The organism is Neobacillus driksii, from assembly GCF_013409995.1.
Lineage (GTDB): Bacteria > Bacillota > Bacilli > Bacillales > Cytobacillaceae > Neobacillus > Neobacillus driksii.
Window position 1 is genome coordinate 488,206 of record NZ_JACCBX010000001.1, and the last position, 24,104, is coordinate 512,309.

Consider the following 24,104-nt stretch of genomic DNA (forward strand, 5'->3'; position numbering starts at 1 on the left):
GAGAGAAATTAAATGCCATTTATTGCAGATGTATACGCACGTGAAGTTTTAGATTCCCGCGGTAACCCAACAGTTGAAGTAGAAGTTTTTACTGAATCCGGTGCTTTTGGCCGTGCTTTAGTTCCAAGTGGTGCTTCTACTGGTGAATATGAAGCAGTAGAACTTCGTGATGGCGACAAAGAGCGCTACCTTGGTAAAGGTGTCTTAAAAGCTGTAGATAACGTGAACGAAATTATTGCTCCACACCTTGTTGGTGAAGAGTTCAGCGTTTTAGACCAAGTTGCTGTTGACCAAGCTTTAATCGAGCTTGATGGAACTGAAAACAAAGGTAAATTAGGTGCAAATGCCATTCTAGGTGTTTCTATGGCTGTAGCTCATGCTGCTGCAAACTACTTAGATATTCCTTTATATCAATACCTTGGCGGCTTCAACTCTAAGCAGCTTCCAGTACCAATGATGAACATCGTTAACGGCGGAGAGCACGCTGATAACAACGTTGATATTCAAGAATTCATGGTTATGCCTGTTGGCGCTCCTAACTTTAGAGAAGCACTTCGTATGGGTGCTGAAATTTTCCACAGCTTAAAGTCTGTTCTTAAAGAAAAAGGACTTAACACAGCTGTTGGTGATGAAGGTGGATTTGCTCCAAACCTAGGATCTAACGAAGAAGCACTTCAAACGATTGTTCAAGCAATCGAAAAAGCTGGCTACAAGCCTGGTGAAGAAGTATTCTTAGCAATGGACGCAGCATCTTCTGAGTTCTATAACAAAGAAGATGGAAAATACCATCTTGCAGGTGAAGGCGTTGTGAAAACATCTGCTGAAATGGTTGATTGGTACGAAGAGCTTTCTAGCAAATACCCAATCATATCTATCGAAGATGGTCTAGATGAAAACGACTGGGAAGGCCACAAGCTTCTAACTGAACGTCTTGGTAAAAAAGTTCAATTAGTTGGTGATGACCTATTCGTTACTAACACTAAAAAGCTTTCTGAAGGTATTGAAAAAGGAATCGGCAACTCAATCCTTATCAAAGTTAACCAAATTGGTACATTAACTGAAACATTTGACGCAATTGAAATGGCGAAGCGTGCTGGCTATACAGCAGTTATCTCTCACCGTTCTGGTGAAACAGAAGATAACACAATCGCTGACATTGCTGTTGCAACAAATGCGGGTCAAATCAAAACTGGTGCACCTTCACGTACAGACCGTGTAGCGAAATACAACCAATTGCTTCGCATTGAAGACCAATTAGGTGAAACAGCACAATACAATGGCTTAAAATCTTTCTATAACCTTAAAAAATAAGAACAAAGCTTAGGCACTCATTGACGAATGGGTGCCTTTCTTGTCTAGAGTGACTGTATGATATTTTTGAAAGGATATCTACTATAAGCTGACATAACACTGGTATTGTTAAAAAAGCAATAATATGGTACATTAAAAATACTGTGAAATGTACGTACTACAGGAGGTGTCTTTCATGCATGCATTGGTTGTTACATTATTAGTAATCGTTAGTATTGGACTTATTCTTGTTGTTTTATTGCAATCAGGTAAAAGTGCTGGATTATCTGGTGCCATTTCAGGTGGTGCTGAACAATTATTCGGTAAGCAAAAAGCACGAGGACTGGACTTAATTTTACATCGCATTACTGTTGTATTAGCAGTTCTTTTCATTATTCTTGCTGTCTTAGTTGCATACTTCGAAGTTTAATAAAGAATGCTCAAAAACCTGGCTTATGTCAGGTTTTTTTTATGTACAAAACAACGAATGCTTTTTTCTGGAATGTTACCCCATTGTTTGCTTAAACTAAGGTAATGGATTTGATTAGAGTTGAAGGAGTTTTTATGATGAAAATTGCAGCACCTAAGCCCTTTACGTTTAAAGGAGGAAAACGAGCAGTTTTATTGCTTCACGGTTTTACAGGTAATTCGGCTGATGTTCGGATGTTGGGGCGCTTTTTAGAAAAACGAGGGTATACCTGTCATGCGCCTCACTATAAAGGACACGGAGTTCCGCCAGAGGAGCTTGTACATACTGGACCAGAAGATTGGTGGAAGGACGTAATAAATGGTTACAATTATTTAAAAGACCTAGGACATGAAGAAATTGCAGTTGGGGGACTCTCACTAGGCGGCGTATTTTCGTTGAAATTGGGTTACACTGTACCTATAAAGGGTATTATACCGATGTGTGCACCTATGTATATAAAAAGTGAAGAAGTGATGCACCAAGGAATTCTCGACTATGCCCGCGAATATAAGGTACGAGAAGGAAAAAGCGAAGAGCAAATAGAATTGGAAATGAATGAGTTTGCGAAAACGCCAATGAAAACCTTAAAGGCGTTGCAATCTTTAATTTCTGATGTCCGCAACCATGTGGATATGATTTATGCTCCTACCTTTGTCGTCCAAGCTCGCCACGATAAAATGATTAACACAGATAGTGCAAACATCATTTACAATGAGGTTGAGTCCGTAACCAAAGAAATTAAATGGTATGAGGAATCGGGCCATGTGATTACGTTAGATAAAGAACGTGATCAGCTTCATGAAGATATATATGCTTTTTTAGAAAAATTAGATTGGCAGAAATAATCCTTTGAGGAGGGATTTTATTGGAAGATAATATTCAACAGCACGTTGATAAGCTTTTACAATATATGAGGGACGAGGCTTACAAACCTTTGACAGTTCAAGAACTAGAAGAGGCATTTGGAATTTCTGACTCGAGCGAGTTTAAGGAATTTGTAAAAGCGCTTGTTCAAATGGAGGAAAAAGGACTTGTTGTCCGTACGCGCAGTAACCGTTATGGATTGCCGCAAAAAATGAACCTTATTCGCGGTAAGCTCACAGGTCATGCAAAAGGTTTTGCGTTTGTGATACCAGATGAACCCGGTATGGATGATATATTTATACCGCCAAATGAGCTGAATAATGCCATGCATGGCGATACCGTTCTTGCTCGAATTGCTTCCGAGACTTCCGGTCAGCGAAGAGAAGGAAGTATTATTCGTATTTTAGAAAGAGGCGTACAGCAAATCGTCGGTACCTATGTGGAAAGCAAAAGCTTTGGCTTTGTGATCCCAGATGATAAAAAATTTGCAAGTGATGTTTTTATCCCTAAGTCAGCATCTAAGGGTGCAGTAGAAGGACATAAAGTAGTGGTCAAGCTTACTACCTATCCTGAAGGACGTAAAAGTGCTGAAGGAGAGGTTATAACTGTCCTTGGACATAAAAACGATCCGGGTGTGGATATTCTTTCTGTTATCCACAAACATGGACTGCCAATGGCATTCCCTGATGACGTATTAAAGCAGGCAAACGAAACACCAGAAACGATTGACGAGAGTGAATTGGCAAACCGTCGCGATCTCAGGAATGAAACGATCGTTACAATAGACGGAGCTGACGCAAAGGACCTTGATGACGCCGTTACGGTAACGAAGCTCGAAAATGGCAACTATAAGCTTGGCGTACATATTGCAGATGTCAGCTATTATGTAAAAGAAGGAACGCCAATTGACCTTGAGGCAGAAGAACGTGCCACAAGTGTTTATTTAGTGGATAGGGTAATTCCAATGATTCCACATCGGTTATCGAATGGAATTTGTTCACTAAATCCACGAGTTGACCGGCTGGTGTTATCATGTGATATGGAAATTAATCCAGAAGGTCAAGTGGTTAATCATGAGATTTTTCAAAGTGTTATCAAGACTACTGAGAGAATGACTTATTTTGATGTAAATAAGATTTTAGTTGATAAAGATGAGGGAACACGTTCCCGCTATGAGTCGCTTGTACCGATGTTCGAACAAATGGAGGAACTGGCCCAAATCTTGCGCGAGAAGAGAATGAAGCGCGGTGCGATTGATTTCGACTTTAAAGAATCTAAGGTTTTGGTCGATGAAGATAGTAAACCGGTAGATGTTGTTCTGCGTGAACGGTCAGTCGCGGAAAGATTAATTGAAGAATTCATGCTTGCTGCTAATGAAACAGTTGCAGAGCATTTTCACTGGATGGAAGTACCGTTTATTTATCGAATCCATGAAGATCCAAAAGAGGATAAGCTAAGAAGATTCTTTGAGTTTATCACCAACTTTGGCTATATCGTTAAAGGAACAGCGAATGATGTTCATCCGAGGGCGTTACAGGAAATTATTGAAGAGGTTCAAGGCACACCGGAAGAGATGGTTATTTCGACTGTTATGCTTAGGTCCATGCAGCAGGCAAAATACGATCCTGAAAGCCTAGGTCATTTTGGGTTATCAACAGAGTTTTATACTCATTTCACATCGCCAATACGACGGTATCCAGATACCATTGTCCATCGGTTAATCCGGACGTATTTAATTGAAGGAAAGCTAGATGAGACGACGAGAGAAAAATGGAATGCGCGATTGCCTGAAATTGCTCAGCATTCATCGAAAATGGAACGCCGTGCGGTTGATGCTGAGCGTGAAACGGATGAGCTTAAAAAGGCTGAATATATGGAAGATAAGATTGGTGAAGAGTATGATGGTATCATTAGCTCGGTAACCAATTTTGGGATGTTTGTCGAACTGTCAAACACGATTGAAGGTCTCGTTCATGTAAGCTATTTAACAGATGATTACTATCGATTTGACGAGCGCCATTTTGCCATGATTGGCGAGCGGACAGGTAAGGTATTCAGAATTGGTGATGAAATCACTGTGAGAGTTGTAAAGGTCAATAAAGACGAGCGTTCCATCGACTTTGAAATCGTAGGAATGAAAGGTACTCGCCGTGAGCGTTCTGAGACACCGAAAGTGTTTAAAACAGGCAGCGATACGAAAAAGCCGCGTCGTAATAAACAAGAAGGCCGTGGCGGCGGGCAAAAGTCTGAAGCACGTGGAGGCGGCTCAGGTCAAGGATCTGGCACTCGAAAGAAAAAGAAGTTTTACGACAATGTCCCTAAAAATAAAAGCACGAAGCGAAAAAATAAGAAAAGATAAATAACGGAGAGGGCCTAATCTAAGGTCCTCTTTCAATTGTTATACAAACAGTTTTCTGCTAAAATTAACCCATAACGAGGTGAGAGACATGCCAAAAGGTGAAGGAAAAGTTGTTGCGCAAAATAAGAAAGCCTACCATGATTACTTTATTGAAGAAACATATGAGGCAGGTATTGTTCTTCAAGGAACAGAAATCAAATCAATACGTGCCGGCAAAGTGAATTTAAAGGATTCCTATGCAAGAATTCACAATGGTGAAATGCATTTATTAAATATGCATGTTAGCCCATATGAACAAGGGAATCGCTTTAATCATGATCCTTTGAGACAGAGAAAGCTTTTGCTTCATAAGCGGGAAATTAATAAGCTTTTTGGTGAAACAAGAGAAGCAGGTTATGCATTGATTCCATTAAAGATTTACTTGAAAAATGGTTTTGCGAAGGTTTTATTAGGGTTGGCAAAGGGTAAAAAGAATTATGATAAACGTGAAGTCTTGAAGCAAAAAGAGGCTAAGCGTGATATCGAGCGTGCATTCCGTGACCGTCAAAAGTTATAATTACAAATACTTACAATTGAAAAATTCGCTCAGTATGTTATAATAAGTTTGTCGCTAAGGAGCGATGTTAACTTTTTGCTCAAACTATTGTTGAGCTTCCGAACCGTCTGCTTAAATCTTTCATTAGGTTTAGCACATTTTATAATGGGGGCGCTAAGGATTCGACAGGGGTAGTTCGAGCTTGGGTTGCGAGTCGAGGGGATCGGCCTCGTTAAAACGTCAACGCCTATAACTGGCAAAACTAACAACAACCTAGCTTTCGCAGCTTAATAACTGCTTAGCTGTTCGCCCCTCCATCGCCTATGTGGTAGGGTAGCGGACTCACTCTTAGTAGGCTACGCCGGAGTCCACCGTCTGAGGGCGAAGGAAGAGAACAACCAGACTAGCTGACCGGACGCCTGTCGATAGGCAAAAGGATCAGCGAAGCGCCAATATGTCGACTACACTCGTAGAAGCTTAAGTGCCGTTATCTTTGGACGCGGGTTCGATTAATTATAGTCGCCTTATGTGGTAACACATAAGTGAAAATTCGGCTTTATCGGTGAAACCTACGTCGCTTTATCAAGGCGATAAGGCAATGCCGAGCGGTATGTGGAGCAATCCAACAGCCGTGTATCGACTTATAGGCTGCCATTTTAGAATGGTAGTACTAGGATGCGAAATCCTACCTGTTAAAAGGTGAAAATTATATTTCGCATAATACGCCGAAGGGCCTGTAATTCCTACAGGTTCAAGATATAGTCAGTGCCATGACGAAAGCATGGAAACGCACGTCCCGCCGTCTCCACCATACATAAGGTGGATAACAAGATCAGTAGAGATACTGGTCTTTTTTGTTTTATTTCATAAAAAATAAGCCTAGCAAAAGTGAGTTTTCACTATGTTAGGCCGCAGATTAACATAATTACTGTGTTACTTTCTGAATACGTCCTTCTGCTTTGTATTCAAATGGTGATGGAAGTGATTCAACCGTTGCTTCTAAGTCTTCAGGACCTACTTCTAAGCCGGTTGCTAAAGCACCAATCCCATAGCTGGCATTACCGTTGGACCAAAAGAATACGCTTGAACAATTAACTTGTTATCTACTACTTTATCATTGTAAACATGGTTATGAGCAGCAAAGATAACATCTACTTCAACATCGACTTTTTCAGTAATTCTTGAAGCGTCAAATCCATCTGTGTAGCCTTCTTGACTTGTAGGAATATGCGCTAAAACTACAATTGCTTCAATCCCCAATCGATGAATTTCCTCAAAACAAAAGCCATTCTTCTCCTGGGTTTAAAGGAAGAAAGAATGGCTTTTGTTTTAATGTGGCATATTGTTGTTCATATTCATATTATTATTTGGCATTTGTCCCATTGGCTGTCCCATCATTTGACCTTGTGCAGGTGCGAATGCATTTCTGTAAGTATTCATGTCCTGCTCAGCAAGCTGAGGCACCTGATAGTAATGGTGTTTATTTTGATAAATAGAGAGTTCATAGCCCATTTCTATGCAATTTGGTATGGAATCTGCAAGCACACGGCGAACAACTGGATTCGTTGTTTCTAGTGCTGCCATCGTTTTCATCGAAGCACCTGCTTTACAAGACGCCAGCATACAGTGAGAAATGTACTCATCATTAATTTCTGATACAGATTGCCAAGGTTTCTTTGGCTGGGTTGGCTTCATACCATAAATGAAGTCATTCCCTTGGTTCATCATATATTTTGAAGTAGGGTGCGATGGGTTTTGTCCCGTTTTAAAACATTCCACTGTGATGTTATATTCATCCTGCATAAATTTATATTGGCGATCGAGAATGTCCATTAATTCGGGGTCTTTTACATGTTGACGTAATAGCATGTAGGAATTCATCGTACCAATTGCTGCACCTAATACTTCATTTAAATCAATTACCTCATGACCTCCATGATTAAGTTGTGGAGGTACATTCCCTGTATGCATGTTTTGGTGCATTTGTCCTTGTTGACCTTGTTGGTTTTGCATCATATTCTTCTCCTCCTAATTGATTGATAACAGCCATAGTTATTATGTTTCAATCGACCAGAGTTATTCAGATTAACCATTTGTTCAAAAGATTGTAATGTAATGGTTTTAGAAAAAACAAACAACGTCAATAATGACAGGTAGTGAGTATAGGAGGTGCTTGAGAAGTGCAAGAAGAACTAAAGATTTTTTATAAGATATTTACAACAACCAAAGATGCAATTGAAAAATTTATGAACATGCTTGACCCGGTCATTCAAAATGCGGCAGATGAACATGAGAGACTGTATTATCACCATATTTATGAAGAAGAGGAACAGCGTCTATCCCGTTTAGTCGTACTGATCCCACTCATTCAAAAATTTCAACAAGCCAAAGATCAAAAAGAGTTTTCTCCAGCCAACAATGAATTCAATCGACTTTTACAGGAACTTAACCTTGAAAAGTTTGGTTTACATAATTTTGTCGAACACCTGGATTTAGCACTATTTCGCTTCACGGATGAAGACCGAAGCAGTCTATTAAATAGTTTAAGGGAAGTATCATATAAGGATTATCAGCAGGTTAAACAAATGCTAATTGATATTAATGGTCGATTTGACACCAACTTTGTTGACCCACATGCCCATCATGATGAGCACCATGATCATTTAGACCGGTCACAAACAGTGACAGTTGTAACCCATGCTCCTCAGATTAAACAGAGAAGAGGATTTACGGTGGGAAGCTTAATCTAAGGAAAAGAGAGGATAGACCAATGAATAAATTACAATTATATCCGGATTCACCGTTATCGAGCCAAGAGTTTACGCAACTGGATCAGACAGTGATAGATGCTGCACGAAGACAGCTGGTGGGCCGCCGTTTTATTGAATTATATGGCCCGTTGGGGCGTGGCGTACAGAGCATTTTTAATGACATTTTTTCAGAAAACTTAGAAGCAAAAATGGATTTTCAGGGATCCTTCGATACAGATATTGAAGCAAGTAAAAGGGTAAACTATACCATTCCATTGCTTTATAAAGACTTCGTGTTATATTGGCGTGATTTGGATCAGGCAAAGGTTTTAGACATACCGATTGATTTTTCAGCGGCAGCTAATGCAGCTCGAGATGTTGCGATCCTAGAAGATCAGATGATCTTTAATGGAACCAAGGAATTTGATATTCCTGGATTAATGAATGTACCTGGGCGTTTAACACATTTGATTGGTGAATGGTATGAATCCGGAAATGCCTTCCAGGATATCGTAGACGCAAGAAATAAACTTTTAGAAATGAATCACAATGGACCATTCGCTCTTGTACTATCTCCGCAGCTTTACTCACTTATTCATCGTGTCCACCGTGATACAAACGTATTAGAAATTGAACATATTCGAGAATTAGTAACAGATGGGGTGTTCCAATCACCTGTTTTAAAGGGAAGATCGGGTGTGTTGCTAAATACAGGGAAAAATAATCTCGATTTGGCTATCTCAGAAGACTTTGATACGGCATACCTGGGTGTAGAAGGGATGAACCATCCATTCCGTGTTTACGAAACGGTTGTTTTGCGAATTAAACGTCCTTCTGCCATTTGCACGTTAGAATCCATGGGGGATTAATGAACAATCGTGTATTCACGGTCGGATCCCTGATTCCAGGCAGGTTGATTGTAAAACATCCAGCACCAGAACGGACCGAGAGAAAAATAATCAAGGCAGAAGGCATAATCGTTGAGCAAAACGGTAAAAGGATGGAAATTTACCCTGTTAAAGGAAAGTTATTGGATGTTGCATTGAGTCAAGGTGAGCCAATTCAATATAAATGCCGCAAAGGAACGTGCGGACAATGTACAGTTAAAGTAGTAAAAGCTCCAGGATTATCTTTTCCAAACGAACAAGAGAAGAAGAAGCTAAAGAATGAAATAACAAACGGGTATCGCTTGGCTTGTCAGGCTGACATACTATGAAACATTACGGTTAAAAGCAGGTTTGCAGAATTATTCACGCAAAAAAACGAGGTCCATTTAACAGGACCTCGTTCTTTTTATGCTAATTTTATAATTTTGTCTTCCACTGGGAATGGAAGTGAAATATTGTGTTTGTTTAATTCATTTATACTGATATCCTGAACCAGTCTCAATGCTTCCTTTTTAAAGGTCTTTGTTACGAATCCAGCGTTTACTTCACATAACTTTTGCAGGTATTGTAAGGTATCGCGGACCAGCATTTGCTTAATAAAAGTGTTATTCAGCTGGCAGATTAATTTATGCTCTAAGCCTTTAATAACAGCAATTTGATCCACATGGACAATAATGTTTTGTCCTTCACCGTCGATAAAACCGACAGAAACAAATTGACCTTTAGAGAAATCAACATTCGTAAACACTGGGTTTAGATAGGTTTCACCGGAAGATAGACGGATAGAGTCTGCTTCTGCAGCACCACCAATTTTCCTTTGATTTGCAATAACCGTATGAATATCCTTTAACCCGAATAGCATGTTAAACATAATGATGATCCCCCCATTTCCGAAGTTGTTTATATAAATGATTTTATAGATAATGAGAATCATTGTCAATGGGATTTTATAGTCTAATTTTGATGGTTATACGAAGCTAAATAATGGAAAACTCTCTATAAAGACGGGCTCAAAGAGACAATGAAAGTATCGATATATGTATTATTGAGAGAAACGAAAGGAAAGCCAAACTGGCGATTAGAGAAACTAGCAGTTTTATTTTTAATCTTAAAATGAAAGGAAATAAAAAGGAGGCTAATATACTAAACCAAGCAATTACTGTTACAATAATAAAGGTATTTAGTACGAGATGGGATGGTTGACCCACGTAAACTAGTCCACCTAAAATAACGCTACCCGCAAGTGGAACCAAAAAGTCATAGCTCTTGTTTATAACAGGTACACTCCCAAGTTCTACTGATTTTTTCGAAAGCAGTGGATAAATAAAATAAGGGAGTACGAATCCAAAGGAAATACCAGTCATTAATCTCCGAGTATTATTGGAATCGAACAGCTGTGTATACGACCCAAGACCGTCTATTATTAATGGAACAAGAAATAACAGAAGTAAGAAGCTTATCTTAATAGAAGGTATCGTTACATTCTGTTTTTGTTTTGAAAAATGTAAATAAATGAGTGTGGAAAAAATGCCTATATAGATCCCAGTATCTCTTGCGCAAACTGCCATGACCTCACCGGATATATGTAGCGATCTTGCATCTATTTGATGACAAATCGCCCTGCCGAAAAAATTCAATAATTCATTAAGCAATAAAATCACTCCTACAACTAAGAACCCAATTCTATTATTTGAACTGGGTTCTCATTAAATTAGTACGTCATAAAGGCAGGGATAATGGAAAGGGCTGAGGCGGCAAACCAGCAAATACAACTAAGGACAATGGAAACAATACCAACGATTAAACAGGTTTTTCCGATAGCTTTTTTGTCTAAATCTTGATCATTCATCCAAACGATCCCCAGGATGATTCCCACAACAGGTATGATAAAGGACAAAATGTATAATAGTGCTCTTTGGCCTCCCGACAAATACTATCCCCTCCGCTTAAAAAAATGCCACCCATAGTAAATTTCATACTCTTTGAATATGTATGATGAGAAGAGGGGGATATTGCCTGTCTCTTTATGAAATTTCCCTACAGGTCCCCAGGTCTAAAGTCTGAATCTTTTTCTTAAAAGATTCAGACTTAAAAGTAACAATCATGTACATATTTGTTATAATAAAGTTATTACATAGTTCATCAGGACATAAAAAATGGGGTTTGGTAAATTCATATGATAAATAAACTTATACAAAGCAGCGGTTTTAAAAGAATTTCGATTTTTGTCTTACTCGCATTAGTTCTATACGGACTAAAAGATATGATTAATTTAATTCTATTTACGTTTATTTTCACCTTTTTAATGGACCGGTTAGTAATATTCTTGAATAGAAAGATACCGCTTAATCGAAAAATACTTGTAGTTGCGTCTTATACTACAATTGTTGGTCTTCTCTCTTATGGACTTGTGAAATATCTGCCAATGATTGTTGGTGAAATAACGGCACTCATTAAGCAAATAACAGCATTCTATACCCAAAAGCATGACAATATCATTTTAAATTATTTGGTTAGCAGACTTGAGGAAATTCAAATTTCGAATTATTTGGAGAGAGGCTTTACCTTTTTAATTGCCTATTTTACGGATATTAGTACCTTTGGCTTGCAAATTCTTATTGCTCTTTTAATGAGCTTATTTTACCTATTAGAGAAACCTCGTTTAATTGAATTTACGAAAAAATTTAAAACGAGTAAAATAGCTTCTATTTATGCAGAAATAGAATTTTTCTCACTAAAATTCGTCGGTACCTTTGGAAAGGTAATCGAAGCGCAATTAATTATTGCTGTCGTTAACTGTATTCTAACAACTATTGCATTATGGATTTTTGGGTTTCCACAATTAGGTGGACTGTCGATCATGATTCTATTCCTGGGCTTGATTCCTGTGGCAGGGGTTATCATTTCCCTTATTCCACTTGTCATTATCGGGTATAGTATCGGCGGAATTATGACTGTTTTATATGTATTTATCGCCATAATGATTATCCATGCAATCGAAGCCTATATTTTGAATCCGAATTTGATGTCGTCAAAAACAAATTTACCTGTCTTCTATACTTTCCTGGTATTAATCTTTTCTGAACATTTCTTCGGAGTTTGGGGTTTAATCATTGGTATTCCGGTCTTTGTTTTCATATTGGATGTTTTAGAAGTAACAGATCATAAAAAAGTGTAGAAGGTGATGTAATGAGCGAATGCAAACTTAATCATTCACAGGAAGATGTAAGGAATAAGTATGAATCACAAGAGGCATTTCTTCCGGATGACATGAAGCCATTATTTGAACAATTCTTCTCCAAAGAACATACACAAGACATATTAAATGAAGTGTTTCATCTGTTGAAAAAATATGACCTAGCTTCAGAAGAAGATAGAATTGAGAGAAGTAACCGTTTATATATGGTATTGAAAAACGTCTAACTCTCAAACCTCCAGCAATGGAGGTTTTTGTTTTGGGAAAATCTCTCTTAGTAGGAAATTAGCTATGTCATGAAAATTACCTTTTTTGAAAATAGTAAAGATAACTATAAATAAAGGAGAAAGAAGGGATATAATGGGAGAATTATTTAGACTATTAAGGAAAGGTAACAAGTCTGCATTAATTGCAGCCATCGTTAACACAATTATCTCCATCGCTAAAGGTATTGCTTATATGTTTACCGGAAACGTTGCGATGTTTGCGGAAACGATGCATAGTCTAGGGGATGCTGCAAACCAGTTTTTTGTGTTTATTGGCTCAGCACTAAGCAAGAAATCGCCAACAAATCGCTTCCCAAATGGATTTGGGCGATTGGTAAACTTAGTGCTATTGGGAGCAGTATTAATTGTAGGTATTATGGCGTTTGAGACAATCCAAGAAGGATATCAGCATATTCTACATCCGACTGAATCCGAAGGGTTTTTAATTAATATCGGCGTACTCGCATTTGCACTCATACTTGAAATGTACGTTCTTTATAAAGCCATGAAGGAAATCATGCATGAAGTTGGTGAACCAGCAAGTGGTCCAAGTGTCATTTTTAAGAGTTTTGCCCATCTCGGCAGAGCTAAGCCAGCAACAAAGCTTGTGTTTATGGAAGATTTAGTCGCGACAAGCGGTGGCTTAATCGCTATTATCGCTGTCGTGATTTCCCACTTTACTTCTATCCACTGGATTGAAGGAGCTGCTTCCATTCTCATTGGTTTAATGATGTTCTTCGTTGTCGGCAGAGTCTTTTTGGATAATGCAGCAGGTGTCCTTGGCAGGGCAGATGAGGAGATGGAAGAGAAGATTGGTCAATTAGTAATGTCTGACCCTGATGTTAAAGATATCCAAGACCTTGCAGTCATTAAGGAAGGGGAAGATTTACATGTGGAATTGGAAATCGAGATTGATCCTAGTCTAACGATAGCCGCGGCGGATGATATTAAAGATCGTTTACAAGAGAAGATCATGGCAGAAAAAGGCGTCGTTGATGTCACGATTGAGTTTGACGAAGAAGATGGAGTAATGTCGTGGAATAGTGATTCCATGGTAAAAAAATAAAGATAGGCTAGCTACACGCCTATCTTTATTCCCAAGGTTTTTCAGTTGTAAAGTAACTCGCAAGTTCTTTACTATTTTTTCGATGTTCTTTCCGTTTTTCGGCTCGATCCTTGCCTGTTTCAAACAGCTTTTTTTCTTCTTCCGATTCAGGAACAATCCCAGGAACCTTTGTTGGTTTTCCATTTTTATCCAAAGCGACAAAGGTTAGAAAAGCGGTAGCAGCGATTTTCCGATTACCCGTAATTAGATTTTCTGCAATCACCTTGACGAAAACCTCCATTGAACTGGTTCCGGTAAAGGTAACGAAAGATTCAATACATATAGAGTCCTGTTGGGTGATCGGACTTAAAAAATCAACTGAGTCTGTTGAGGCGGTAACCACTTCTTTTCTAGCATGCCGTACAGCCGAAATGGAGGCAATCATGTCCATGTCACTCATTAACTTGCCCCCAAATAAGGTGTTATGATTGTTTACATCATTCGGGAAAATTCGGCCCGTTCTAACCACTCTTGATTCATTACATGTTTTTGCGTCCATTTTCTTCCTCCATACCTAAGATAAATTTATTTTAAACTAGAATTATAGTCCATAATCATTTAAAAGGAAAAGAATAGAGTTCAAAAATTAAGCAAACAATAAGCAATTATGATAAATTACATTTATGTATACATAGAATGGAGGTTCAACATATGCAAAGCTCAATTATCCAGGCTTTAAATGTGAAATCCGAGATTAATCCAAAGGAAGAGATCCGAAATAGAATTGACTTCTTAAAAAACTACTTGTTAAAAACAAAGGCAAAAGGGTACGTACTGGGAATTAGCGGAGGGCAGGATTCCACGCTAGCGGGCCGACTTGTACAATTGGCAGTCGAAGAATTTCGTCAAGAAGGAAATGATGCATTATTTATTGCTGTTCGTTTACCTTATGGGGTTCAGCAGGATGAAGCAGACGCAGTCCGTGCGATGAATTTCATCCGCCCAGATCGTGAGTATACTTTTAACGTAAAAGGTGCCGTCGATGGTGTAGAAGCAGAATATAATGCGGTTACAAGTGGAGAGCCATTAAGTGATTACCATAAAGGAAACGTAAAGGCGAGAATGAGAATGATTGCGCAATATGCCTTTGGCGGTATGGAAGGTCTGCTTGTTATCGGTACAGACCATGCGGCAGAGGCGGTTACAGGATTCTATACTAAATATGGCGATGGTGGAGCAGATGTCCTGCCGTTAAGCGGACTAACAAAACGTCAAGGTAAAGCTTTGCTAAAGGAGCTTGGTGCAGAAGAACAGCTTTATTTAAAAGTACCTACTGCCGATTTACTTGATAAGAAACCAGGTCAAGCAGATGAGACAGAATTAGGGATAACATATGATGACATTGATGATTACTTGGAAGGTAAACCTGTTTCAAAAGAAATTGCAGAAAAAATAGAACAACGTTATCAGGTTACAGAACATAAACGCCAGCTGCCAGCAACCATGTTTGACCACTGGTGGAAGTAAGAGAAGGGACGATACCCTTCTTTTTTTATTTTAAAATTCATAAAAATGATATAATTTCTCCGATTATTTTGGCAGGCTGGTTTTATAGATGGTGAATTGCTGCAAAGAATTAGTGATGATCAGGAAGAAATCACGAAAAGACCAATATCCGAAGTCCTTCCTACCTTCGGTGCATCTATTTATGATTATTGTCAACTAACGAAGAAACTTCAAGATCGCCTCACCTTTGAAATGGTTTGTCAGGAAAAAGTTCTGTTAATTTCCATAAAACCGTCTGTTGACGAATTTGGTCAGGATGTTATACTAGGAACGGCAATGGACATGACGGGAGTATCTCCCTGCAGGGTCAATCAAAAGCAAAACCTACCAGAAGAAAATAAGAATTTCAAAATAGTAATGTAATCAACGCAAAGGATTACCTTGCTATTTTTTTATATTTAATACTATTGCGTGATATATTTTCCATTGACTGTGTTGATTGTGGCTCGTATTATTATTACGTTAATATAATAATTATTCGTTCAATCCGCATTACTCGCTAGGAGGTTACATCGTGGGAAATTCAAATACATTAGGTTTTTGGATATTAACGGCACTAGTCGTTGGAAATATGGTTGGTTCAGGAATTTTTATGCTTCCACGCTCATTATCCGAGGCAGCAAGCCCAGGTGGAGTTATTTTAGCTTGGTTACTTACTGGAATTGGTGTACTAATGATTGCACTTGTTTTCGGTAACTTGGCTATTCGCAAACCGAATTTAACAGGCGGCCCGCAAATTTATGCGAAGGAGCTTTTTAAACCAGGTTCGGGGGCATCGATACTTTCAGGCTTTATGGCATCATGGGGTTACTGGATTGGTAATGTTGCTGGTAATGTTGCGATTATTACAACGTTTGCCGGGTACTTATCAACCTTTTTTCCTATCTTAACTAGTCAGGCTAATTGGTTTACAATTGGCGGTTATACGCTGAAAGTTGGTAATGGTTTAACCTTTATTGTTTGTTCTGTTCTATTATGGGGTACACATTTTATTATATTACGCGGCTTAGAAAGTGCTGGGAAATTAAATCTAGCTGCGACAGCTGCAAAAGTGGCAGGATTTTTACTATTTATCGTTGTTGGACTATTTGCCTTTGATAAGACTAATATTATGCCAATGGTTGACACGAGGATCAGTGATTCTGGCCAAACATTTGGTATAATGTCACAAGTTAACAATGCAGCGTTGGTGACACTATGGGCATTCTGTGGATTAGAGTCTGCTGTTGTGTTTGCATCCCGTGCAAAGAGGAAAATCGATGTAAAACGTGCCACCATTGTCGGTCTATTCATCGCTCTAGGTATTTATATTGGGATTAGTACACTCGTGATGGGGATGTTGGACCAACATACACTTATAAATTCCGAAAAGCCATTAATTGACGCCATTCAAACTGTAATGGGACCGATGGGTGGAAAAGTGTTAGCAGCGATTGGCTTAGTCAGCTTATTTGGTTCCACGATTGGCTGGGTCATGTTAAGTGCTGAAGTACCTTATCAAGCTGCAAAGCAAGGATTATTTCTTCCTGCTTTCTTAAAAGAAAACAAAAAAGGTCTGCCGATCTTTTCGCTTATTTTAACAAACGGTATCGCACAAATCTTTATCTTTTCAACTGTATCGAAGTCAATTTCGGGGGCTTTTGATTTTATTATTATCATTGCAACGTTAGCCTATTTAGTACCGTATTTTATCGCCTCAGTATATCAGTTAAAATTAGTTATTAAAGGTGATTCCTACAACAATTCAAAGTCAAGAATGATAGACGGTGTCATTGCAATGGTTGCGACCATCTATTCCGGATGGGTCATTATATCAGGAACTGCTGACCTAAAGACCTTTATATTAGGAATTGTGCTTTTATCCAGCGGAATTTTCTTTTATGGTCCGCTTAAGAAAAAGCAGGCTGCAGAGAAAGAACGAAAAGAATTATTGTCAGCTTAATAAAAAATGTAAAACACCTGTCTTTCTGGCAGGTGTTTTACATTTTTATGAATCTTATGGGAACGATAATATTATATTGTATTGGCTTCTCCAAGAACTTATATAGGAGGTAACTGTTATGAAGAAACTCACGTTTATTTTTGTCCTTTTTTTCAGCACTCTATTGATTCTTTCCGCTTGCGGTAAAGATGATAAAGCAAAGGAAGATAAAAAGGAAGAACCTAAGACCGCAGAAAAGACTGAGGATCAAGATTTATTAGCTAAAGTTAAGGATGATGGGAAGCTGTTAATTGGGACAGAAGGTACATATGCTCCATTTACTTTTCATGATGAGAGTGGAAATCTAACCGGATTTGATGTTGAGATTGCGACAGAGGTTGCAAAACGTTTAGGGGTAGATCCTGAGTTCAAAGAAACACAGTGGGATGCTATTTTTGCGGGACTCGATGCAAAGCGGTTTGATATGATTGCAAACCAGGTTGGAATCCGCCCTGACCGTCAGAAAAAATACGATTTTTCCGATCCATATATTACTTCTGCGGCCGTACTGATTGTGCATAAGGACAATAATGAAGTAAAGAATTTTGCGGACATCAAAGGCTTAAATGCTGCACAGTCGCTGACAAGCAACTATGGGGATTTGGCCAAAAAAAATGGTGCCAATTTAGTTAGCGTGGAAGGCTTTACTCAGTCTGTTGAACTACTTGCTTCTAAACGTGTTGATGTAACAATCAACGATCGAATATCGTTTTTAGATTATACAAAACAAAGACCAGAGGCGCCAATAAAAATTGCTGCAACAAGCGAAGACGCATCCGCTAGCGGGCTTATGTTTAGAAAAGGAAGCGATAAGCTCGTAGCTGAGGTCAATAAAGCCCTAACAGAAATGGTTGAAGATGGCACATACAAAAAAATCTCAGAGAAATGGTTTGGTGAAGATGTACTTAAATAGTATTTTTACTGACCCGGAGCGAACAGCACGATTGATGGATATAGCTCAAAGTTCCTTTCTGCCCCTTCTGAAAGGGGCTATTTTTTATACAATCCCGTTAACCATCATAACGTTTATTGTTGGTTTGATATTAGCGATTTTAACTGCGCTAGCTCGTATCTCTCATGTGAAGGTCTTTCAGATGATTGCAAGAGTCTATGTTTCAGCGATTCGTGGAACACCGTTATTAGTACAGCTTTTTATTATTTTTTATGGTCTTCCGAATATCGGAATCATTATCGATTCCTATATAGCGGCTATAATTGGTTTTTCATTGAGTGTCGGTGCGTACACGTCTGAAATTATACGCGCTGCGATTCTTTCCACTCCTAAAGGGCAGTGGGAGGCAGGTTATTCTATTGGAATGAGTTATTCCCAAGTGTTAAGACGAATCATCCTGCCTCAGGCAGCAAGAGTTTCGATTCCTCCACTTTCAAATTCATTTATTAGTCTAGTGAAGGACACTTCCCTTGCTTCCCTAGTGCTTGTATCCGAGATGTTTCGCAAAGCCCAAGAAATCGCGGCAAGCAATTATGAATTTTTATTAGTGTATTCTGAGGCGGCGCTGATTTATTGGGTTATTTGCTTTATCCTTTCCATTATCCAGCAAGTATTTGAAAAGAAACTCGACCGATACGTGTAATAGAAGGGAGGCTAATCTACATGATTTCCATTCAAGGATTGTATAAGCAATTCGGTAATTTAGAGGTTCTAAAAGGGATAGACTTAGAGGTAGAAAAAGGGAATGTAGTAGTTATTATTGGGCCTTCTGGCTCTGGAAAAACCACCATGCTTCGCTGCTTAAATGTATTAGAAACACCAACTAAAGGTATCATTTCGATTGAGGGAAACACTCTTGATTTCTCGGGCACTGTACCGAAAAAAAACATTGCCTCCTTTCGCCGCTTAACAGGAATGGTTTTTCAAAGCTATAATTTATTCCCTCATAAAACCGCTCTAGGAAATGTGATGGAGGGACCGGTAATTGTAAAAAATGAGAATAAAGATCACGCTCGAAAAAAGGCGCAAGCCTTATTAGAAAAGGTTGGTCTGGAGGATAAAGTCGATTTTTACCCTGCGCAGCTCTCAGGCGGGCAGCAGCAAAGGGTTGGAATTGCCAGGGCATTAGCAATGGAGCCAAAGGTAATGCTGTTTGATGAACCGACTTCAGCCCTAGACCCTGAGCTGGTAGGTGAAGTTTTAAAAGTAATGAAGGACCTTGCAAACGAGGGAATGACGATGATTGTGGTAACACACGAAATGCGTTTCGCAAGAGAGGCTGCAGATGAGGTTATTTTTATGGATCAAGGTGTCGTGGTAGAAAGGAACAGACCGGAAATTATCTTTACCAATCCAAAAGAAGACCGAACAAGGAAGTTCTTAAATATGATTCAGTAAGTACTATGGCAAAAGTCATAGTGCTTTTTTTGTCATTTAGGTAAAATTTAGGTAGAAAAGTGAAACTTTTCCAGTTTTTACTCGTAGTAAAGTTACATACATAACGAAGGGAGTGGTGCCGATGGAAGTATTCAACCTGCCATTAGAAACAATTTATTTATATGGATTAATTGGTTCAGGTATTTTGACCATTTTGTATGTATTCTTTTCAGATGTTGTTCATTTTGACGGACCAGATTTTCTAAATCCGGTGATCATCTTTGCTTTCGTCACTATTTTTTCAGCAAGCGGATATTTATTCGAGAAGCTTTCCGCGTTTCATTACTTGGCAATCTTAGCAATATCAGCAGTTTTAGCTCTTATCCTTGTTACTTTTTTAAATGTATTTGTTCTTATCCCATTGTCGAATGCCGAAGAGTCACTAGTCTACAAAGAAAGTGATTTAAGAGGCAGGATCGGAACCGTAATTACAGCGATTCCTGCGAATGGGTATGGAGAAGTGATGATTGAAAGTATTAGCGGCAGAATTGCAAAACCAGCCACAAGTTTTGATCGTGTTGAGATTGCGAACGGCACAAATGTACTTGTGGTTGATATAAAAGATGGGGTGCTTCAAGTTAGCTCTCATCAAGAGATAGAGAATTATTTATTATAGGGAGGTTGGTTAGATGGAATTAAGTTTTTGGATTGTTATTGGGATTGTTGCATTTATTTTAATCGCGTTAATCGGTGTTTTTATCACGAAGTATCGGACTGCTGGACCGGATGAGGCGCTAATTGTGACGGGAAGTTTCTTAGGAAATGGCAGTGTCCATGTGGATGAATCAGGCAACAAAATCAAAATCATTCGCGGCGGAGGAAGCTTCATTTTACCGGTCTTTCAACAGGCAAAACCGCTTAGCCTGCTTTCAAGCAAGCTTGAGGTAACCACACCTGAAGTATATACAGAGCAAGGCGTACCCGTTATGGCAGATGGAGTTGCGATCATAAAAATTGGCGGCTCGATTAGTGAAATTGCCACGGCTGCGGAACAATTCCTTGGTAAGGCTAAGGAAGACCGAGAGAATGAAGCCAAAGAAGTTCTTGAGGGTCACTTACGTTCCATCCTTGGTTCTATGACGGTAGAAGAAATATATAAAAACCGTGATAAATTCTCGCAAGAGGTTCAAAGAGTTGCCTCTCAGGACCTGGCGAAAATGGGATTAGTCATCGTTTCCTTTACAATTAGGGATGTTCGCGATAAAAACGGATATCTGGATTCCCTTGGTAAACCTAGAATTGCCCAAGTGAAACGTGACGCAGATATTGCAACAGCTGAAGCTGATAAAGAAACTAGGATTAAAAGAGCAGAAGCTGCAAAGGAAGCAAAGCGTTCTGAATTAGAGCGTGCAACTGAAATTGCTGAAGCAGAGAAAGTTAATCAACTAAAGGTTGCCGAATTCCGGCGTGAACAAGATAGTGCAAAAGCACGGGCTGACATGGCATATGAATTGGAAAGTGCAAGGGCGAAGCAGGAAGTAACAGAGCAGGAAATGCAAGTTAAAATTATAGAAAGACAAAAGCAGATTGAACTAGAAGAAAAAGAAATTTTGCGCCGCGAACGTCAATACGATTCTGAAGTAAAGAAAAAAGCCGATGCGGATCGATACTCAGTCGAGCAGGCTGCAGCAGCAAATAAGGCAAAACAAATTGCAGATGCTGAAGCGAATAAATATCGTATAGAAGCAATGGCAAAAGCAGAAGCAGAACGTGTTCGATTAGATGGTTTGTCCAAAGCTGAAGCCCAAAAGGCTCAAGGTACAGCCGAGGCAGAGATTATTCGTCTGAAAGGTTTGGCAGAAGCAGAAGCGAAGGAAAAGATTGCAGAAGCGTTCGAGCAATTTGGTCAAGCGGCCATCTTAGATATGATTATCAAAATGCTTCCTGAATATGCGAAGCAGGTAGCAAGCCCGCTTGCAAATATTGATAAAATTACCGTAGTAGATACCGGTGGTTCAAGTGAGAATGGCGGAGCCAATAAAATTACCGGCTATGCAACAAATCTCATGGCCACACTTCAGGAGTCTTTAAAAGCCTCGAGCGGAATCGACGTAAAAGAATTAATCGAGAACTATTCAGGAAAAGGCAATGTAAAACGCAGTATTGAAGAACTGACAGACACCATGAAAAAAGCAGAATAATAGCAGTAAAAATCCTTATCAAAATTTGATAGGGATTTTTTTTATCAAAAAAAAATAGGATACCCCTTGGGCACCCGTATGTAAAAAAAGAGAGATTAAAATTTGGGAGAGCAAGTTGGTTAATACCATGTAAAAACCTAAGAGAGATTATGACCTCTTTCATTGCTACAGGTACATCTTATCGATAAATATTGTAGATGTTATGAAGAACTTGTGATGAATTTGTGAAGATGAAAAAAGCCATTCCCCGACATGATATATTATAGTTAAGGGGAGTGATTACGATGAAAATACTGCTCGTTGATGATGAAAAAAGAATTATAGAAGTCCTCGAAGCCTATCTCGAGAGAGAAGGCTATGAAATTTATTGTGCGGATAACGGAATTGATGCCTTGAAAAAGGCGAAAACAATAAATCCAGATTTGATTATATTAGATTTAATGCTTCCGGATATATCTGGCGAAGAGGTATGCCGGTTAGTAAGAAAAGAATCAGATGTTCCAATCCTAATGCTGACAGCAAAATCCGCGGAAGATGATCGCATTAACGGGATTGTTATGGGTGCAGATGATTATTTAACGAAGCCGTTTAGCCCGCGGGAAGTGGTTGTACGGGTCCAAGCTATCCTAAGAAGAGTAAAGAAAACAGAAAAAGTAGAACGAATTGAGTTTAATCATAAACAACTGGCAATTGACCTAAGTAAAAAAGAAGTAACTGTTAAAGGGCAGGATGTTATTTTGACGCCGATTGAATATAAGCTGCTAACCAATATGGCACTTAATCCGGGAAGGGTATACAGCCGGATGGACTTACTCGAAAAAATTCAGGATGAAGGAATGTATTACGAAGGCTACGAGCGCAGTGTCGATACACATATCAAAAATCTTCGAAAAAAAATCGAATTAGATTCAAGACAGCCAACGTTTATCCTGACCGTATTTGGCATGGGTTATAAATTTGGAGGGGTACTAGATGTTTCAAACACTGCGGTCTAGAATTCTCTTTTATTTATTACTAAGCTCGATGATCGGGATCCTCTTTGTCAGCTTTTTTATGCAGTGGGGATTTGAGGAGAGCTTTACGAAATATCTAGATCGTAACAGAGAAAAAAAGATTGATAGAATCATTACAGAGATTGAAAAGGGCTATCAGAAAAATGGCCATTTTACGAGAGATCCAGTTTTTGGCTTTCTCCATGAGCATGCGATGACTGATCAGCTTTACTTCGATTTGTATGATAACCGGGGTCAACTGCAAATGGGGACCTCTAATATTGTAGGCTATTTAAACAGTCTTGGATTGACCGAACCGGAACCCAATAATGAGGAGTGGCATTCTGCTTCCTATACGCTAAGAGCAAATAATAAAGTGATTGGTAAATTAGTAGCCATTTACCCAATAGGCTTAATTGACGATGAGTATAATTTTTTACAAACGATTCAGTTATACATTTATGCGGCTGTTTGTTTGACGATTCTGTTATCGATTCTATTTAGTATGTTATTTTCAAAAAAATTAATCTCTGGATTAAATAAAGTATCCTTTGCCGCAAATGAGCTCCAGCAGCATAATCTTTCTATCCGAATTCCTCTGACTGGGTTACCTACAGAGGTTAAGCAGCTAGCGATTTCCTTTAATAATCTAGCAGAATCATTGGCAAAGGGGGAAATGTTAAGAAAACAGTTTACGGGTGATTTAGCCCATGAACTCCGGACACCACTGGCTACTTTAAGAAGTCAAATCGAAGCCTACCAGGACGGAATATGGGAGCCCACACCAGCACGATTACAATCCAGTCATGAAGAGCTGATGCGACTAGTAAGGCTAGTGAATGAACTTGAAAAGCTGCTTGCTGCCGAAAATCCACAAATTAAATTGGAAAAGGTAGAGGTAGAGGCTGGCAGTGTACTAGCCGCATTATGGGAAATGTTTGTACCACTGTTTAAGCAGAAGGGTGTGCATCTTCATATCGAAGAGCCTGATCAAGAACTCATTTTCCAAGCTGATAAAGACCGCTTAATGCAAATTCTCTCTAATGTACTAAACAATGCCCTAAAGTATACGCCAGAAGGAAAGAATGTAACGATATCTATATTAACTGAAAAAGAAGGATGCGTTGGTTTTAAAATTGAGGATGAAGGTTCTGGTATGACAGAGGATGATATTCCCCATATTTTTGAACGCTTTTACCGTGGTGATAAGTCGCGTGATCGAAAAACAGGAGGCGCTGGAATTGGTCTTTCGATTGTGAAAGCCTTAATGGAAGCTCATAAAGGAATGATTAAAGTAAAAAGCCGAATTAATAAGGGGACAAGCATCATTTTATGGTTTCCGGTAGAAGATGATTAAAAAAAAGCGGAAGCGCC

27 protein-coding genes and 1 other RNA gene are annotated in these 24,104 nt (G+C 39.0%); 22 read left to right on the forward strand and 6 right to left on the reverse strand.

Annotated elements, in window-relative coordinates; all coding sequences use genetic code 11:
- The first annotated feature begins 12 nt into the window (after positions 1–12).
- The 6 genes from eno (at position 13) to ssrA (ending at position 6,029) form a co-directional block, all read left to right on the forward strand.
- A complete protein-coding gene (gene eno, locus F4694_RS02130) occupies positions 13–1,311 on the forward strand; it encodes a phosphopyruvate hydratase (RefSeq protein ID WP_179595246.1) in 1,299 nt (432 codons plus the stop codon).
- Positions 1,312–1,486: 175 nt separating this feature from the next.
- Positions 1,487–1,720 (forward strand): preprotein translocase subunit SecG, encoded by a 234-nt coding sequence (gene secG, locus F4694_RS02135; RefSeq protein ID WP_179595247.1) that lies wholly within the window; start codon positions 1,487–1,489, stop codon positions 1,718–1,720.
- Positions 1,721–1,857: 137 nt separating this feature from the next.
- Entirely contained in the window at positions 1,858–2,604 is a 747-nt protein-coding gene (locus tag F4694_RS02140) for an alpha/beta hydrolase (RefSeq protein WP_179595248.1), read from the forward strand.
- A gap of 20 nt (positions 2,605–2,624) precedes the next feature.
- On the forward strand, positions 2,625–4,982 hold the full coding sequence (gene rnr, locus F4694_RS02145; RefSeq protein WP_179595249.1) for a ribonuclease R: 2,358 nt from the start codon (positions 2,625–2,627) through the stop codon (positions 4,980–4,982).
- Positions 4,983–5,070: 88 nt separating this feature from the next.
- Positions 5,071–5,538: an SsrA-binding protein SmpB gene (gene smpB, locus F4694_RS02150; RefSeq protein WP_179595250.1), complete on the forward strand. Its 468-nt coding sequence runs from the start codon at positions 5,071–5,073 to the stop codon at positions 5,536–5,538.
- A 154-nt stretch (positions 5,539–5,692) separates the two neighbouring features.
- Positions 5,693–6,029: a transfer-messenger RNA gene (gene ssrA / locus F4694_RS02155) on the forward strand.
- A gap of 520 nt (positions 6,030–6,549) precedes the next feature.
- Here ssrA and F4694_RS02160 read toward each other — a convergent pair.
- Both F4694_RS02160 and F4694_RS02165 read right to left on the reverse strand, forming a co-directional pair.
- A complete protein-coding gene (locus F4694_RS02160; RefSeq protein WP_179595251.1) occupies positions 6,550–6,777 on the reverse strand; it encodes a hypothetical protein in 228 nt (75 codons plus the stop codon).
- Between the two features lie 69 nt (positions 6,778–6,846).
- On the reverse strand, positions 6,847–7,533 hold the full coding sequence (locus F4694_RS02165; protein ID WP_179595252.1) for a spore coat protein: 687 nt from the start codon (positions 7,531–7,533) through the stop codon (positions 6,847–6,849).
- A gap of 164 nt (positions 7,534–7,697) precedes the next feature.
- Here F4694_RS02165 and F4694_RS02170 point away from each other — a divergent pair, with 164 nt between their 5' ends.
- From F4694_RS02170 to F4694_RS02180, 3 genes are read left to right on the forward strand one after another with little or no spacing between them, the layout of a single operon-like run.
- Positions 7,698–8,267 (forward strand): IMEF encapsulin system ferritin-like cargo protein, encoded by a 570-nt coding sequence (locus F4694_RS02170; protein WP_179595253.1) that lies wholly within the window; start codon positions 7,698–7,700, stop codon positions 8,265–8,267.
- A 20-nt stretch (positions 8,268–8,287) separates the two neighbouring features.
- Positions 8,288–9,136 carry a family 1 encapsulin nanocompartment shell protein gene (locus tag F4694_RS02175; RefSeq protein ID WP_179595254.1) on the forward strand — a complete coding sequence of 283 codons (849 nt, stop codon included), beginning with the start codon at positions 8,288–8,290 and terminating at the stop codon, positions 9,134–9,136.
- Positions 9,136–9,483, forward strand: a complete 348-nt coding sequence (locus tag F4694_RS02180; RefSeq protein ID WP_179595255.1) for a 2Fe-2S iron-sulfur cluster-binding protein — start codon at positions 9,136–9,138, stop codon at positions 9,481–9,483. The genes F4694_RS02175 and F4694_RS02180 overlap by 1 nt, the downstream gene beginning before the upstream one ends.
- Before the next feature lie 77 nt (positions 9,484–9,560).
- Here the strand turns inward: F4694_RS02180 and F4694_RS02185 are convergent, their stop codons facing one another.
- The 3 genes from F4694_RS02185 to F4694_RS02195 all read right to left on the reverse strand — a co-directional run bounded on the left by F4694_RS02185 (position 9,561) and on the right by F4694_RS02195 (position 11,084).
- Positions 9,561–10,025: a hypothetical protein gene (locus tag F4694_RS02185; protein WP_179595256.1), complete on the reverse strand. Its 465-nt coding sequence runs from the start codon at positions 10,023–10,025 to the stop codon at positions 9,561–9,563.
- Between the two features lie 139 nt (positions 10,026–10,164).
- The gene (locus tag F4694_RS02190; RefSeq protein ID WP_179595257.1) at positions 10,165–10,806 is read right to left on the reverse strand and encodes a DUF2085 domain-containing protein; all 642 of its coding nucleotides are present in this window, start codon (positions 10,804–10,806) and stop codon (positions 10,165–10,167) included.
- Between the two features lie 59 nt (positions 10,807–10,865).
- Entirely contained in the window at positions 10,866–11,084 is a 219-nt protein-coding gene (locus F4694_RS02195) for a hypothetical protein (protein WP_179595258.1), read from the reverse strand.
- Positions 11,085–11,324: 240 nt separating this feature from the next.
- On the opposite strand from F4694_RS02195, the gene F4694_RS02200 reads away from it, so the two are divergent.
- The 3 genes from F4694_RS02200 (at position 11,325) to F4694_RS02210 (ending at position 13,682) form a co-directional block, all read left to right on the forward strand.
- Positions 11,325–12,332, forward strand: a complete 1,008-nt coding sequence (locus F4694_RS02200) for an AI-2E family transporter (protein ID WP_374757401.1) — start codon at positions 11,325–11,327, stop codon at positions 12,330–12,332.
- 11 nt (positions 12,333–12,343) lie between these two features.
- Complete coding sequence (locus tag F4694_RS02205) at positions 12,344–12,577, forward strand: group-specific protein (protein WP_179595260.1); 234 nt, start codon at positions 12,344–12,346, stop codon at positions 12,575–12,577.
- 133 nt (positions 12,578–12,710) lie between these two features.
- Positions 12,711–13,682: a cation diffusion facilitator family transporter gene (locus tag F4694_RS02210; protein WP_179595261.1), complete on the forward strand. Its 972-nt coding sequence runs from the start codon at positions 12,711–12,713 to the stop codon at positions 13,680–13,682.
- 25 nt (positions 13,683–13,707) lie between these two features.
- On the opposite strand, the gene F4694_RS02215 is transcribed toward F4694_RS02210, so the two are convergent.
- Positions 13,708–14,220 (reverse strand): acyl-CoA thioesterase, encoded by a 513-nt coding sequence (locus tag F4694_RS02215; protein WP_179595262.1) that lies wholly within the window; start codon positions 14,218–14,220, stop codon positions 13,708–13,710.
- A gap of 152 nt (positions 14,221–14,372) precedes the next feature.
- Here F4694_RS02215 and nadE point away from each other — a divergent pair, with 152 nt between their 5' ends.
- The 10 genes from nadE (at position 14,373) to F4694_RS02265 (ending at position 24,087) form a co-directional block, all read left to right on the forward strand.
- Positions 14,373–15,188, forward strand: coding sequence for an ammonia-dependent NAD(+) synthetase (gene nadE, locus F4694_RS02220; protein ID WP_179595263.1), 816 nt, complete (start codon positions 14,373–14,375; stop codon positions 15,186–15,188).
- Between the two features lie 96 nt (positions 15,189–15,284).
- Positions 15,285–15,590: a hypothetical protein gene (locus F4694_RS02225; protein ID WP_179595264.1), complete on the forward strand. Its 306-nt coding sequence runs from the start codon at positions 15,285–15,287 to the stop codon at positions 15,588–15,590.
- Positions 15,591–15,741: 151 nt separating this feature from the next.
- Entirely contained in the window at positions 15,742–17,169 is a 1,428-nt protein-coding gene (locus F4694_RS02230; RefSeq protein ID WP_179595265.1) for an amino acid permease, read from the forward strand.
- A 118-nt stretch (positions 17,170–17,287) separates the two neighbouring features.
- On the forward strand, positions 17,288–18,121 hold the full coding sequence (locus F4694_RS02235) for an amino acid ABC transporter substrate-binding protein (RefSeq protein WP_179595266.1): 834 nt from the start codon (positions 17,288–17,290) through the stop codon (positions 18,119–18,121).
- Positions 18,108–18,803, forward strand: coding sequence for an amino acid ABC transporter permease (locus tag F4694_RS02240; protein WP_179595267.1), 696 nt, complete (start codon positions 18,108–18,110; stop codon positions 18,801–18,803). The genes F4694_RS02235 and F4694_RS02240 overlap by 14 nt, the downstream gene beginning before the upstream one ends.
- A gap of 20 nt (positions 18,804–18,823) precedes the next feature.
- Positions 18,824–19,558, forward strand: coding sequence for an amino acid ABC transporter ATP-binding protein (locus tag F4694_RS02245; RefSeq protein ID WP_179595268.1), 735 nt, complete (start codon positions 18,824–18,826; stop codon positions 19,556–19,558).
- Positions 19,559–19,679: 121 nt separating this feature from the next.
- Positions 19,680–20,213 (forward strand): NfeD family protein, encoded by a 534-nt coding sequence (locus tag F4694_RS02250; protein WP_179595269.1) that lies wholly within the window; start codon positions 19,680–19,682, stop codon positions 20,211–20,213.
- Between the two features lie 13 nt (positions 20,214–20,226).
- Complete coding sequence (locus F4694_RS02255) at positions 20,227–21,738, forward strand: flotillin family protein (RefSeq protein WP_179595270.1); 1,512 nt, start codon at positions 20,227–20,229, stop codon at positions 21,736–21,738.
- 284 nt (positions 21,739–22,022) lie between these two features.
- A complete protein-coding gene (locus F4694_RS02260) occupies positions 22,023–22,733 on the forward strand; it encodes a response regulator transcription factor (RefSeq protein ID WP_179595271.1) in 711 nt (236 codons plus the stop codon).
- Positions 22,711–24,087, forward strand: a complete 1,377-nt coding sequence (locus F4694_RS02265; protein ID WP_179595272.1) for a HAMP domain-containing sensor histidine kinase — start codon at positions 22,711–22,713, stop codon at positions 24,085–24,087. Before F4694_RS02260 ends, F4694_RS02265 begins: the two co-directional genes overlap by 23 nt.
- The last annotated feature ends 17 nt before the right edge of the window (positions 24,088–24,104 follow it).

Coding starts and splice junctions, on each gene's coding strand:
- eno (WP_179595246.1), top strand. CDS start 13: ATGCCATTTATTGCAGATGTATACGCACGTGAAGTTTTAGATTCCCGC.
- F4694_RS02140 (WP_179595248.1), top strand. CDS start 1,858: ATGAAAATTGCAGCACCTAAGCCCTTTACGTTTAAAGGAGGAAAACGA.
- F4694_RS02235 (WP_179595266.1), top strand. CDS start 17,288: ATGAAGAAACTCACGTTTATTTTTGTCCTTTTTTTCAGCACTCTATTG.
- F4694_RS02255 (WP_179595270.1), top strand. CDS start 20,227: ATGGAATTAAGTTTTTGGATTGTTATTGGGATTGTTGCATTTATTTTA.
- nadE (WP_179595263.1), top strand. CDS start 14,373: ATGCAAAGCTCAATTATCCAGGCTTTAAATGTGAAATCCGAGATTAAT.
- F4694_RS02250 (WP_179595269.1), top strand. CDS start 19,680: ATGGAAGTATTCAACCTGCCATTAGAAACAATTTATTTATATGGATTA.
- F4694_RS02215 (WP_179595262.1), bottom strand. CDS start 14,220: ATGGACGCAAAAACATGTAATGAATCAAGAGTGGTTAGAACGGGCCGA.
- secG (WP_179595247.1), top strand. CDS start 1,487: ATGCATGCATTGGTTGTTACATTATTAGTAATCGTTAGTATTGGACTT.
- F4694_RS02265 (WP_179595272.1), top strand. CDS start 22,711: ATGTTTCAAACACTGCGGTCTAGAATTCTCTTTTATTTATTACTAAGC.
- F4694_RS02260 (WP_179595271.1), top strand. CDS start 22,023: ATGAAAATACTGCTCGTTGATGATGAAAAAAGAATTATAGAAGTCCTC.
- F4694_RS02205 (WP_179595260.1), top strand. CDS start 12,344: ATGAGCGAATGCAAACTTAATCATTCACAGGAAGATGTAAGGAATAAG.
- F4694_RS02240 (WP_179595267.1), top strand. CDS start 18,108: ATGTACTTAAATAGTATTTTTACTGACCCGGAGCGAACAGCACGATTG.
- smpB (WP_179595250.1), top strand. CDS start 5,071: ATGCCAAAAGGTGAAGGAAAAGTTGTTGCGCAAAATAAGAAAGCCTAC.
- F4694_RS02165 (WP_179595252.1), bottom strand. CDS start 7,533: ATGATGCAAAACCAACAAGGTCAACAAGGACAAATGCACCAAAACATG.
- F4694_RS02210 (WP_179595261.1), top strand. CDS start 12,711: ATGGGAGAATTATTTAGACTATTAAGGAAAGGTAACAAGTCTGCATTA.
- F4694_RS02175 (WP_179595254.1), top strand. CDS start 8,288: ATGAATAAATTACAATTATATCCGGATTCACCGTTATCGAGCCAAGAG.
- F4694_RS02185 (WP_179595256.1), bottom strand. CDS start 10,025: ATGTTTAACATGCTATTCGGGTTAAAGGATATTCATACGGTTATTGCA.
- F4694_RS02245 (WP_179595268.1), top strand. CDS start 18,824: ATGATTTCCATTCAAGGATTGTATAAGCAATTCGGTAATTTAGAGGTT.
- F4694_RS02180 (WP_179595255.1), top strand. CDS start 9,136: ATGAACAATCGTGTATTCACGGTCGGATCCCTGATTCCAGGCAGGTTG.